The sequence below is a fragment of the Arthrobacter sp. ok909 genome (assembly GCF_900104405.1).
GTDB classification, from domain to species: Bacteria; Actinomycetota; Actinomycetes; order Actinomycetales; family Micrococcaceae; genus Arthrobacter; species Arthrobacter humicola.
Map to the genome: position 1 here is coordinate 1 of NZ_FNJS01000056.1, position 12,385 is coordinate 12,385.

A 12,385-nucleotide genomic window follows, 5' to 3' on the forward strand; every position below is an offset into this window, starting at 1 on the left:
GAGGGCGTCGATGGTGGCCAGGGCGTCCTCGACCGTGGTGTAGAGCTTGTCGTTGATGGCGTTCTCGACGCCGTCTTCCTCGCCGCCAACCGTGCCGATCTCGACCTCGAGGATCATCTTGGCGGCCGCGGTGCGCTCGAGCAGTTCACGGGCGATGCGGAGGTTTTCCTGCAGGGTCTCTGCGGAGCCGTCCCACATGTGCGAGTTGAAGAGCGGGTTGCGGCCGGCCTTGACCTCGGCCTCGGACGCGGCGAGGAGCGGGAGCACGAAGCCGTCCAGCTTGTCCTTGGGGCAGTGGTCCGTGTGCAGGGCGATGTTGACGCCGTAGTTCTTGGCGACCTCGCGGGCGAAGGCCGCAAAGCCCAGGGAGCCGGCAACCATGTCCTTGGTGGAGGCGCCGGACCAGTAAGCCGCACCGCCGGTGGAGACCTGCACGATGCCGTCGGACTCGGCCTCGGCGAAGCCGCGCAGGGCCGCGTTCAGGGTCTGGGAGGACGTGACGTTGACGGCCGGGAATGCGAAGCCGCCCGTCTTTGCACGGTCGATCATCTCGGAGTAGATCTCTGGGGTTGCAATGGGCATGCTGACTCCTAAAGTGAATTTTGTTTTTGGCCACGCCTGCCACAAGCACGTGCCCCGCGCAGTCCTTCGAAAGGATTGCGCGGGGCCCTAGTGAAGCTACTCGGCAACCTCGCCGGTGGTTTCATAGGTGGCGATCTTGCCGATGCGGCGTTCGTGGCGCTCGGCGTTGCTGAACGGTTCGGTCAGGAAGGCTTCGATCAGTTCCGTGGCTTCCTGAACGGTGTGCTGACGGCCACCCACTGCCACGACGTTGGCGTTGTTGTGTTCGCGGGCCAGTTTGGCGGTGTCGAGGTTCCATGCCAGGGCAGCACGCACGCCTTTGACCTTATTCGCGGCGATCTGCTCGCCGTTGCCGGACCCACCCAGCACTATCCCAAGGGCGTCCACGCCGGCGGCCTGGTCGGCCACGACGGCGGAGGCGGCCTTGATGCAGAAGCCCGGGTAGTCGTCGTCGGCGTCGTAGGCCGCAGGCCCGTGGTCCACCATCTCGTAGCCGCTGGCTGACAGGGCGGTGATGAGGTGCGAGCTGAGCTCCATGCCGGCGTGGTCGGTTGCGATGTGAACGCGCATGATTGGTCCTTCAGGCTTGTTGGGATGCGGTGGTGTTGGGGCGCGGTGTTGTTGGGGCGAAAGCGAGCCGGCCGGTGGCGCGCAGCGAGTCGATGGCTTCCTCAGGCGACGGCTTGCCGTATACGGCGGATCCGGCCACGAAGACGTTGGCACCGGCCTCCGCGGCCCGGGTGATGGTTTCCTCGGTGATGCCTCCGTCGACCTGGATGGCCACGTTCACGCCCGAACCGTCCACCGCCGCGCGGGCACGGCGGATCTTGGGCAGCATGACGTCCAGGAATGCCTGGCCGCCAAAGCCCGGCTCCACCGTCATGATCAAGAGCATGTCCAGTTCGGGGAGCATGTCCAGGTACGGTTCCACCGGGGTGGCCGGGCGCAGTGCCATGCCCGCCTTGGCTCCCCGCGCGCGAAGTTCACGGGCGAGCTTGATGGGGGCGCCGGACGCCTCGACGTGGAATGTCACCGAGTGCAGGCCGGCGTCGGCGAACTGCGGAGCCCAGCGGTCCACATTGGAAATCATCAGGTGGGCGTCCAGCGGCACGGGGCTGACCTTTTGCAGCCGTTCCACGACGGGCAGGCCGATGGTCAGGTTCGGCACGAAGTGGTTGTCCATGACGTCCACGTGCACGGCATCGGCGTTGCTGATGCGGGCCAACTCGGCCTCGAGGTTGACGAAGTCGGCCGAGAGGATGCTGGGGTGGATGCAGCAGTTGAGGGGTGAAATGGACATGTTGTCTGCCTTTCGATAGCAGTCAGAGAGCTTTGCGGGTTAGGACGACGTCCGTGCGGCGGCGAGGGCGCCGTCGACGTCGGCGAGGAGTTCTTTCCAGCTGGCTACGAACTTGTCCAGGCCTTCGGATTCGAGGAGGGCTACGACCTCGTTGTAGGAGATGCCCAGTGCGTCCAGTGCGTCCAGCGTGGCGTTGGCTTCCGCGTAGGTGCCGGTGATGGTGTCACCGGTGACCACGCCGTGGTCGAACGTGGCGTCGAGGGTCTTCTCCGGCATGGTGTTAACGACGCCGGGAGCCACCAGTTCTGTGACGTACAGGGTGTCCGGGTAGGCGGGGTCCTTGACACCGGTGGAGGCCCACAGGGGACGCTGCGGGAGTGCGCCGGCTTCGGCGAGGACCGCCCACCGCTCGGTGGCGAACAGCTCTTCGTAGACCTGGTAGGCCAGGCGGGCATTGGCAACGCCTGCCTTGCCCTTGAGTGCCTTGGCTTCGCCGGTGCCGAGGGCGTCGAGCCGCTTGTCAATCTCCGAGTCCACGCGGGAGACGAAGAAGGAGGCCACCGAGTGGATCGTGGAGAGGTCGTGGCCGTTTTCCTTCGCCTGTTTCAGGCCCGCCTGGAAGGCGTTGATGACGGCGCGGTAGCGTTCCAGGGAGAAAATCAGGGTCACGTTGACGCTGATGCCTTCGGCCAGGACGGCCGTGATCGCCCCGAGGCCTTCGAGCGTGGCCGGGATCTTGATCAGGACGTTGTCCTTGTCGACCTTCTTGAAGAGGTGCTTGGCCTCGGCGATCGTGCCCTCGGTGTCCCATGCCAGGCGCGGGTCGACCTCGATGGAGACGCGGCCGTCGACTCCCTTGGTGGCGGCGGCGACGGGAGCGAAGAGGTCGCAGGCGTCGGCGACGTCGGCGGTGGTGATTTCGAAGATGGTCTCCTCGACGCTGGCGCCCTGTACGGCAAGTGCGGCGATCTTGGCGTCGTAGTCCGAGCCGGAGGTGATCGCGGCCTGGAAGATGGACGGGTTGGTGGTCACGCCGACGACGCTCTTTTGGTCGATGAGCTTCTGCAGGCTGCCGCTGGAGAGCCGTTCGCGGGACAGGTCGTCCAGCCAGATGGAGACGCCGGCGTCCGAAAGCTGTGCGGTGGGTGTTGCGTTGGTCATGGCTTCTGCTTCCTTCAAGAAATTATGAACAGTGGACCGCTTGCGGTGGCGCCGCGGGACGCCTGTTGGCCGTCCCGCGGCACCGGCCGCCGTGCAGTTGAGAGGTTAGTTGCGGGCAGCCGCGAGGGAATCCTTGGCCGCGGCGGCGACAGCCTCCGCTGTGATGCCGAACTCCTGGAACAGACGCTTGTAGTCTGCCGAGGCACCGTAGTGCTCCAGGCTCACGGAGCGGCCGGCGTCGCCGACGAATTCCCGCCAGCCCAGGGCCAGGCCGGCCTCGACTGAAACGCGGGCCTTGACGGCGGCGGGAAGCACAGACTCCCGGTAGGTGGGCTCCTGCTTGTTGAACCACTCAACACACGGCATGGAGACCACGCGGGCGGCGATGCCTTCGGCCTGAAGTGCTTCGCGGGCCTGGACGGCCAGCTGCACCTCAGAACCGGTGGCGATCAGCAGCACCTGTGCCGGAACGGTGGCGCCGTCCCTTGATGCCTCGGCCAGCACATAGCCACCCTTGGCTACCCCGGCAGGGGAAGCAAAGGTGTCGCCCTCGGCTGCACCCTCGCCGCGGGCGAAGGTGGGGACATTCTGGCGGGTCAGGATGATGCCGGCCGGGTTCGAATGGTTCTCCAGCATGGTCTTCCAGGCCATGCCCACCTCGTTCGCATCACCGGGACGGACAACGTCCAGGCCCACGATGGCGCGCAGGGTGGCGAGCTGTTCCACCGGCTGGTGGGTGGGTCCGTCTTCGCCCAGGCCGATGGAGTCGTGCGACCACACGTAGATGGACGGGACACCCATAAGGGCGGAGAGGCGGATGGCGGGGCGCTGGTAGTCGCTGAAGATCAGGAACGTGCCGGAGAAAGCGCGGGTCCGGCCGTGCAGCGAAATGCCGTTCACGATCGACGCCGCGGCGTGCTCGCGGATGCCGAAGTGCAGGACCCGGCCGTACGGGTTGCCCTTCCACGCATCCGTGGAGCGGGAGACCGGGACGAACGACGGAGATCCTTCGATGGTGGTGTTGTTGGACTCCGCGAGGTCGGCCGAACCTCCCCACAGTTCCGGCATGACCGGGCCGATCGCGTTCAGGACCTTGCCGGACGCGGCGCGGGTGGAAACGTCCTTGCCGGCTTCGAAGACCGGCAGGACGGTGTCTAGGCCTGCGGGCAGTTCGCGGGCCTCGATCCGCTCCAACAGGGCAGCGCCCTCGGGGTTGGCCGACTGCCACGCCTCGAACGAGGAATCCCATTCGCTGCGGGCAGCGGCACCGCGTTCGACGACGGCGCGGGCGTGGGCCAGGACGTCCTGGTCGACTTCAAAGGACTTGGCCGGATCAAAGCCAAGCACGGACTTGAGGCCGGCGACTTCATCTGCGCCCAGGGCTGAGCCGTGGATCTTGCCGGTGTTCTGCTTCTTCGGGGCCGGGTAGCCGATGATGGTGCGCAGCGAGATGATGGACGGCTTGGATGTCTCGGCCTTCGCGGCCAGCAGCGCGGAGTAGAGTTCCTGGACGTCTTCGACGTATTCGCCCGTCTCGGTCCAGTCCACGCGCTGGGTGTGCCAGCCGTACGCCTCGTAGCGCTTCAGGACATCCTCGGTGAAGGAAATGTCGGTGTCGTCCTCGATGGAGATGTGGTTCTCATCGTAAATAACGACGAGGTTGCCCAGTTCCTGGTGCCCGGCCAGCGAGGAAGCCTCGGAGGTCACGCCTTCCTGGATGTCGCCGTCGGAAGCGATGACCCAGATGGTGTGGTCAAATGGGGACGTGCCCTCGGCAGCGTCGGAGTCGAACAGGCCGCGCATCCGGCGCTGTGAGTAGGCGAAGCCCACCGAGGAGGCCAGGCCCTGGCCCAGCGGGCCGGTGGTGATTTCGACGCCGGCGGTGTGCTTGTACTCGGGGTGGCCGGGCGTGAGGGAATCCCAGGTGCGCAACGCCTTAAGGTCGTTCATTTCTAGTCCGTAGCCGGACAGGAACAGCTGGATGTACAGGGTCAGCGAGGAGTGGCCCGGTGACAGGATGAACCGGTCACGTCCCAGCCAGTCAGGGTCGCGGGGGTCGTGGCGCATGAGCTTCTGGAAGAGAAGGTAGGCGGCCGGTGCCAGGCTCATGGCCGTGCCGGGGTGGCCGTTGCCGACCTTCTCGACGGCGTCGGCGGCCAAGACACGGGCCGTGTCCACTGCACGCTGGTCCTCGGGCGTCCAGTTGAGTGTTGCTGCTTCTGAATTTGTGGTGCCGGGGAGCATCATATTTGTTGTCGGGTTCACGGTTTGTCCTCTTGGATCTGGTCGGCCCGTAGCGGCCGGACGGATGCTTTCTGGTTGATATCCATGATCGCGAACCAAAAGGGCAGGGGTAACACTGTTTTCTGACGGTTCTTACTACCCTTTTGGGTTGGAAGGGCGTTTCCACCCCGGTAGACTGTCCAGATGAGCGCAGCCGCGGACCAGCCCCTGAAGAAGTTCACCATGCCGCTTCCAGACCTGCCGTGGCCCCTTTTGCAGAGCGTGGCAGTACTGGCCGATGCCCCCTTGGCCCAGATAGCGGAGCGGCTGCGGGATGCCACACTCCCCTACATGGGAAGCAGCGCGCTGGTCATCTTCACCGAAGACTGCACAGGCCGGCCGCAGAAGAAGGCGGGCGACGAAGAAATCATTTCCCGTGCCTCCATCACCGAGCTGGACGCGCTTCGCGCTGCCCTTACGGATGAGACACCCTGGTTCGGGGTGGCCGAGCTCGCCGGCCGGACGCGCCCCGTACTTGCCCTGAAGCACGCCTCCAGCAATGCCCTCCTCGTCCTCACGGATCCGGCCCCTGCGGACCCGGGGCACGACGCGGGGCTGGACCTGGTGACGTATCTGTGGCGCCTTACGGCGCTGCGGATCCGAGAAAAAGTGGCTGATGCGCCGCCGGCGTACCTGCTGGAATCGCGGGCGGCCTCCGCTGAACGCCTCCGTGTGACGGCGGAGCTGACCGATCTGCACTCCACCACCCTGGAAACCCTTCTGGCAGCCCTGCGTTCATCCTCCCTGGACGATGCGGCAGCCCGCACAACCGTCACCGATCTCGCCGCCAAGGCTTTGATCGGGCTCCGGACCCACAGCGACCGCACAACGGACCTGGTAAAAGAGCCCGTCGCCAAGGCCTTCGAACGCCTGCGGGAGGACCTGCGGCCGCTCACCCGCTACAGCGGCATCGAGATCGAATTTATCGAACCGCCGCTGAATGGACGGGCCTTGCCCGGCGAGGTTGCCCACGCGGCACGGGCCATCGTCCGCGGACTTGTGCTGGCCATGACGGAACAACCGGATGTCAGCAGGGTACGGACGCAGTGGGACTGCGACGGCGAAAACCTGCTGATCAACGTCCGCGACGACGGCCGGGGTGCACTCAAAGCCGACGCGCCGAGCATCGCCCGTCTGGACCGCCGGGTCCAGGCGCTCACCGGCACACTGCGGATCGACGTCATGCCAGGCTGGGGTGCAGACGTCTTCGTCACCCTACCCTTGGATCTGCCAACGGCACGCCCTGCCGGGGATGTCGCCGGATGGGACCTTGCCGCCCGGGAACTCGAAGTGCTCCAGCACCTCGTCGCCGGACACCGCAACCGGGCCATCGCCTCAACGCTGGGCATCAGCGAGAATACGGTCAAGTTCCATGTGAGGAACCTGTTCAGGAAGCTCGACGTCGGCTCACGCACCGAGGCCATCGCCCTGGCACACAGCCATGGGCTCCGGTGACGGTGCAACGCCCCGGCGGCATCAGGACAATCTGTGCCCCAGCGCCCGGGACGAAGCGGGCCATCGCTAGGAGACTGCTCGCCGGTCACGCAGGCCAGGATTCAGGCGTCCATTTTGTGCATCGGCTGAGTCGTCTTGTTTATTGACTCAGGCTCGATCCGGGTTAGCCCGGGTCAGGGGCGGAATTCCGGGCCGCGTAGCCGGCGTTTGATGATGACGGACAGCGCGACGAACGCAATCACCAGGACGAGAGCGACGGCTCCGGCTGTGATCAGTCCCGCCGGGACGGCACCGCTGGTGTCTGCCGGGGCCGGGCCGGGGGACGACGGCGTTGCGGCGGCGGCCGTGTTGGCGGCACCGGCGGTGAAGATGAAGGTTCCGTCGATGGGGTGCCCGTCGGAGGACACCACCCGCCAGACCACCGTGTAGTTGCCTTCCGGCGCGCCGGCCTTGACGGCTTGGCTGACGTGGTTGTCGAGGATAGCTACGGGCCCGTCGGCCTGGTCGGTGCCGGTGGCGTCCCGGACGTGGACCACGGAACCGATCGCGATCGGGGTGTGGTTGAAGGTCAGGCCAATCGTGGCCGGAACGGTGCCGAGAACGGAGCCGTTGGGCGGGTCGGTCGTCTCGAGGGCATCGTGGGCCTGCGCCGCGGCGGCGGGAACCATCAGGAACGCGGCCGTGGCCAGGGTCAGCAGGAAACGGCCGGGCCGGTATCCGGAGCGGTGACGGGGTGGGGTTTTCACGGGCGGGTCCTTTCGGCGGCCGGCGCCGGGGCGTCGTAGGGCCGTGGGGCCGGGGGCTGTGGCGGGATGAGGTGCGTCCCGCCACAGCCCCGGAGGCCTTGGTGATTACTTGGCGGCGCGGGTGCGGCGGCCGGCCAGGACCAGGCCCAGCGCCGCTGCACCGAGGACGAATCCGGCGGCGCCCAGGACGATACCCCACACCGCTGCCCCGTCGCTGGAGGTCTCCGAGGTCTGGGTCGGGGCCGCCGGGGACGCTGCGGCTGATGCTGTGGTGGTGGCGCCGGTTCCGTCTTCGGCGGTGGTGGTGAAGGACGGGGCAGGGTGCTTGGGCTCGGGCTGGCCCTCAGCGGCTTGTTCGTTCCAGTTGACGACGGTCCCGTCGGTGTAGGTCTGCGCCGTCGGCAAGGTCACGGCGGTCCCGGCGGCGGGGAGTTTGCCCACGGACAGCGAGAACGACTGGTATTGGTTCTGCCCGATCTGGTGCGCCTCATCGGCGGTCCAGACCACGGAGCTCGGGGCCTTGGTGACGGTGGTGCCGGACATGGTCACCGGCTGGGGCAGGTCGCTGGTGATGACCTGCGCAGTCCAGCCCTCGACGGGCTTGACCGAGACGGCGGTGAACGGGGTCCCGGTGGGCAGCGTGACTTCGAGTTTGCTGGTCTTCGCGGTCGGGGATTCGTTCGGGACGTTGAAGGTCAGGTGCGAGTAGCCGTTCGCGCCGGTGTCGTCGGGGTCGACCTTGACGTGGGCGGAGGCGGCGGTGGCGCCCAAGGCGATCAGCCCCGCCGTCGCGGTCGCGGCGGTGACGGTCGTGAGGGTACGGCGGATTGAGGTTTTCATGGACATGCCTTCCAAAAATGGGGTGCGCCAAGGGACCGCGCGTGCGGCGGCGCAGGAGAGGGGATCACGTGGCCGGGCACCGGCAAGGGATCGCCCCGGGTTATGGCCAGGGTCCGGCCGGGCGGGCGCGTGGGTGTGGCTGGGCCGCTCAGGGAGCGGGGTGGGCGCACGGCGGGCCGCGCAGGGCCGGCAGCCGGAGGCTTCTCCACCGGGAAGGAATGACGGTGAGTGGCGGCGCGGGAAGGCGCGGCCACTCAGGAATGAGCACGGCCGTCAGGAGCCGGATCAGGGGGCGCAGCCAGGCTGCCAGCGCCCATAGGGCCGCCTCGCCCCGGGCCAGGAGCAGTGCTGTGGTCAGGGTCGCTGCGGTGTGCAGGACCAGCACCAGGGCACCGGGCGCAGCGGTGTGCTCCGGCATCAGGGCAGCCGCCGACGGGAGCGCAGCCCCGGTTCCATGCAGATGCCCGCCGGACACGGCAGTGAATCCCGACGATACCGACAGGGCATCGAAGGCCTCATGCAAGGCCAGTTGGCCGGCCCCGAGCAGCCCGGCCATCACCGGTGCCGTGATCCTGATCTTGGTCAGGACCATCACCGGTGCCAGGACCAGGACCAGGAGACCAAGAGCAATGGTCGGCCCGGGCAGTTCGCCGCCGGCCAGCATGTGGGCTAGGGCGGCCAGCGCGAACACCGCGGCCGTCACCGCAACGGCACGGGGGAAACGCAACGGGGCACCCATGCCAATCGCCACCCTTCCCTTCCGAGATGCTGCCGGACTCCACTCTAGATTGCCAACTCATCGTTGGCGGCTCGACATTGGCAATTCTCTCGATCTAAACCATGAGGGCCAGACGTAGTTCCTCCCGCGGTTCCTGTGTGGTGGTCCAACGAGTTGATGCGTCGGCGGTTGGCCCGGCATGCGTTGGTTTCCATTTCGAGCACGCTGGTTTGGCCGCCATGGTCCAGACGGGCACGCACCAGCGCCCGGTCAGTTCCGAACCGACGGAGCGGCGCGTCCGAAAAGACGCGGTGGGAACCGGGCGTGGCCAGATACCCGTTGGCCGGGCATCGCGGGGTAACGGTAGTCATCCGGGTCTTCGCCGTCGTCAGCCCGCGCAGTGTTCATGCCGGCGTCGGTGCGGTTCCGGCATACGGCTGTGTGGTCGGGGGTCATGCGGCCAGGGTGGCGAACATCAGGGCCATGACGGCGGCGCCGAGGGCTTCGAGTCCGTGGTCTGCGCGGAGGGAGAGTCGTGAGGCCGCCGTGGTGCGCGGAGCGGCTGTCGTTGTCCGGAAACGCAGTAGACGGATAAGGAAGACCACCGCTGCGGCTCCGAAGAATACTGTCAGCAGGATCGCCAGAGTGGGTGAGTGATCAGACGTTGCTCCAGCGGCGTTGTGGGGTGCGGCTGTCATCGCGTGGTGGGTGGCCGGCATGGGCATGGACATTCCGGCCGTCGGAACAATTCCGTGGCCCGCTGTTGTGGTCATCTGACCCATCATGGCGGCCATGAGGGCGGCGCCGGCCATGGTGAGGCTGTGGTAAACGCATTTCAGCCGGCCTTGGCTGCCGGCGCAGAGTATTTTGAATTCCGGCCGGGCGACCGCCTGAACGACAAACCACAGTGCCGCGCCGGCGAGGACTGCGATCTGGGCCAGCATGGTCGAGGGCGCGAGGTTCCACAGCATGGCCGCCATCAGGACGTTCATGAGGGCATGGAAGCTTTTGTTCACCCGGTCCGTGAGATGGCGGGACCGGGTCGCCTGCAGGACGTGGTAGCTTCCGCCAAGCAGCAGGACGGCCGTGAGGGTCCAGGTAATTGCGGGGATATTGAACACGCGGCTCACGCTCTCACTACTGGGTTTGGGATGGGTAGGGGGTCGGTCCCCGACACGTCTGCCGACAGCGCCGGGGACCGAAGGTTGGGTCAGGAAAAGGGGGCCGGTCCCCGATGCCGCCGGCAACTGCACCGGGGACCGCCTGTCGAGGGCTAGTCTTTGTCCAGCTCCAGGTTCTTCTCCAGCTCCAGTTCATCGAGCTCCCGCCCGAGTTGACCTGAGGCTTGCTGCCGCTCCAGTTCCCTGATGGTTTCGAGATCGATCGGGCGCAGCGGCTCCGGATCTTCCTCGTCCAGGACGGGGCCGTGAGCGTCGTCGGCGAGAACCACGTAACCGATGGTCTCGTACCTGAGCGGATCGGTCTTCCGAAGGTAGAGGGCCAGGGCCGCCCCCGCGATAAAGAGCCCTGCGGCGATGTAGGGGATGAGCTTGAAAAGCAGGGACGATGCGGCAGGTCCGGCAGCCGTGTCCAGGTTCAGGCACATCAGGACGACGACACCAAGCATCCCTATCCCACCGATTATGGGAGCGATTTTGGTGCGCCATACGTTTTCTTCCGGGTGGTGCTTGCGGAAGTAGTTGAACACCGCGCCCATGGTCACTGTCTGCACAATGAGTAGCGTGAATGTCCCGAGCACCGCCAGCAGGACAAAGACATCCAGGTATGGGTCCTTGTTGAAGAACCAGAATCCGAGAATCCACAGGATTGCAATACCGGTCTGGAGGAACGATGCGACGTGCGGCGACCCATGCTTCGGGTGGGTCTTGCCCAGGACGCTGGGCAGGACTCCTTCCCGTCCCAGGGAGTACATGTAGCGTGCTGCGGCGTTGTGGAAGGCCATGGCGCAGGCGAAGGATCCGGTCATCATCAGCCATTCCATGACCAGGACCCACCCGTGCCCGACAAAGACGTCCGTGGGGTGGAAGAACATGTCGAGGGGATTAGCGCTTTGTGCCAAAGCTATGGCTTCGTTGGCGCCGTTCCCGGCGACGGACATCCAGGAGACGAACGTGTAGAAGATGCCGACTCCGGTGACTGCGATCAACGTGGCGATAGGGACGATCTTCTTCGGGTTCTTTGATTCCTCCCCGTACATGACCGTCGATTCGAATCCGGTCCAGGACCAGAACGCGATGAACATCGCGAGACCCGGCGCCGCCACCTGTAGGCCGTTTGGCAGGAATATGTTGACTGGATTCAGCGTCTGAGGCATCAGCCCGTCGGGGCCGCCGCCATGGAAGAGCACGCCGAAGGCCATGATTGCGAGAATCCCGATCTCAGTGGCCAGCAGCAGTGTAAGGATTTTCGCTGCGAGGCTGATCTCGAAGTAGGTCAGAAACCCGATGAGGAGGAGGCCGACCACGGCGAAAACGACCCAGTGTATATCTACCCCGAGTTGGTCCTTGAAGGCCAGGTGGCCGAAGTAGGAGAAGATTCCGATGATGCTCGCTTCAAAGACGATGTAGCTGAAGGTGACCATGAAGCCAGTCCCGAGGCCAAGCACGCGTCCCAAGCCGCGGGAAATGAATCCGTAGAAGGCCGCTGTTGAGGTCACGTAGCGGGCCATGGAGACATATGCGACCGCAAAGACCGTCAGGATAACCGTCGCCCAGATATATGTTGCCGGGGTTCCGGTTCCGACGCCGTAGCCGACCGAGAACGGGACGTTTCCGCTCATCACCGTAATCGGCGCGGACGTCGCGACCGCCATGAAAACCACATCCCACAGGCCCAGGGTGTTGGCCTTCAGCTTGCCCGGTTGGGAGCCGTGCTTAGAGGGAGCGTTTCCGCCGGGGCTTTGGGCGCTCATGATTCGTGTCCGTTACAGCATGTTCCGGTGTCGGTTGTTTCGGTTCGGTTTTCGTTGCTGGGCAGGTTCAGGGTGGGGTTTTGGTCGAAGAAGCCGTGGGGTTCGAGCATGAAGCCGATGTTCTGGCGGGGCATGACGGGCCAGTCTTCGAGGCGGACGACGTGGTGCATGCCGAAGGTGTACCAGACGACGAGGTCCTGGTCGACGATGTTGCGGTCCTTTTGGGTCCAGATGTGCAGGCCGTCGTCGGCGCCGGTGGCCTGGTTGGGGAATTCGCCGGCGGCGAAGCGTTCGGTCCGGTCGTAGGCGGTGACCCAGAGGTTGTTGCGGGCGAACTGGGCTCGTTTGCTGACGTAGGACTCGTTGCC

At 65.8% G+C, this 12,385-nt stretch carries 11 protein-coding genes and 2 pseudogenes; 1 reads left to right on the forward strand and 12 read right to left on the reverse strand.

The window, feature by feature from the left end; translation table 11 throughout:
* From BLR03_RS23135 to tkt, 5 genes are all read right to left on the reverse strand, one after another.
* A partial coding sequence (locus BLR03_RS23135; RefSeq protein ID WP_175460674.1) for a class II fructose-bisphosphate aldolase occupies window positions 1–582 on the reverse strand: 582 nt, incomplete at its 3' end.
* A gap of 96 nt (window positions 583–678) precedes the next feature.
* A complete protein-coding gene (locus BLR03_RS23140) occupies window positions 679–1,152 on the reverse strand; it encodes a ribose-5-phosphate isomerase (RefSeq protein ID WP_091256840.1) in 474 nt (157 codons plus the stop codon).
* Window positions 1,153–1,162: 10 nt separating this feature from the next.
* On the reverse strand, window positions 1,163–1,882 hold the full coding sequence (rpe, locus tag BLR03_RS23145) for a ribulose-phosphate 3-epimerase (RefSeq protein ID WP_091256841.1): 720 nt from the start codon (window positions 1,880–1,882) through the stop codon (window positions 1,163–1,165).
* 39 nt (window positions 1,883–1,921) lie between these two features.
* Window positions 1,922–3,043 carry a transaldolase gene (gene tal, locus BLR03_RS23150; RefSeq protein ID WP_091256842.1) on the reverse strand — a complete coding sequence of 374 codons (1,122 nt, stop codon included), beginning with the start codon at window positions 3,041–3,043 and terminating at the stop codon, window positions 1,922–1,924.
* Window positions 3,044–3,148: 105 nt separating this feature from the next.
* Window positions 3,149–5,287 carry a transketolase gene (tkt, locus tag BLR03_RS23155; RefSeq protein WP_091256848.1) on the reverse strand — a complete coding sequence of 713 codons (2,139 nt, stop codon included), beginning with the start codon at window positions 5,285–5,287 and terminating at the stop codon, window positions 3,149–3,151.
* A 222-nt stretch (window positions 5,288–5,509) separates the two neighbouring features.
* On the opposite strand from tkt, the gene BLR03_RS23160 reads away from it, so the two are divergent.
* Window positions 5,510–6,781, forward strand: coding sequence for a helix-turn-helix transcriptional regulator (locus BLR03_RS23160; RefSeq protein ID WP_091256850.1), 1,272 nt, complete (start codon window positions 5,510–5,512; stop codon window positions 6,779–6,781).
* Between the two features lie 173 nt (window positions 6,782–6,954).
* Here BLR03_RS23160 and BLR03_RS23165 read toward each other — a convergent pair whose 3' ends face one another.
* The 7 genes and pseudogenes from BLR03_RS23165 to BLR03_RS23195 form a co-directional block, all read right to left on the reverse strand.
* Window positions 6,955–7,527 carry a copper resistance CopC family protein gene (locus tag BLR03_RS23165; RefSeq protein WP_254788672.1) on the reverse strand — a complete coding sequence of 191 codons (573 nt, stop codon included), beginning with the start codon at window positions 7,525–7,527 and terminating at the stop codon, window positions 6,955–6,957.
* A 105-nt stretch (window positions 7,528–7,632) separates the two neighbouring features.
* Window positions 7,633–8,367 carry a YcnI family copper-binding membrane protein gene (locus tag BLR03_RS23170; protein ID WP_091256853.1) on the reverse strand — a complete coding sequence of 245 codons (735 nt, stop codon included), beginning with the start codon at window positions 8,365–8,367 and terminating at the stop codon, window positions 7,633–7,635.
* A 148-nt stretch (window positions 8,368–8,515) separates the two neighbouring features.
* On the reverse strand, window positions 8,516–9,106 hold the full coding sequence (locus tag BLR03_RS23175; protein WP_091256855.1) for a hypothetical protein: 591 nt from the start codon (window positions 9,104–9,106) through the stop codon (window positions 8,516–8,518).
* A 152-nt stretch (window positions 9,107–9,258) separates the two neighbouring features.
* A pseudogene (locus BLR03_RS25105) lies at window positions 9,259–9,429 on the reverse strand (DNA replication and repair protein RecF); the annotation flags it as partial.
* Between the two features lie 108 nt (window positions 9,430–9,537).
* Entirely contained in the window at window positions 9,538–10,206 is a 669-nt protein-coding gene (locus BLR03_RS23185) for a DUF5134 domain-containing protein (RefSeq protein WP_139184658.1), read from the reverse strand.
* A 152-nt stretch (window positions 10,207–10,358) separates the two neighbouring features.
* Window positions 10,359–12,017, reverse strand: a complete 1,659-nt coding sequence (locus BLR03_RS23190; protein ID WP_091256846.1) for an APC family permease — start codon at window positions 12,015–12,017, stop codon at window positions 10,359–10,361.
* Window positions 12,014–12,385, reverse strand: a pseudogene (locus BLR03_RS23195) (tyramine oxidase); the annotation flags it as partial. The gene BLR03_RS23190 and the pseudogene BLR03_RS23195, both read right to left, overlap by 4 nt.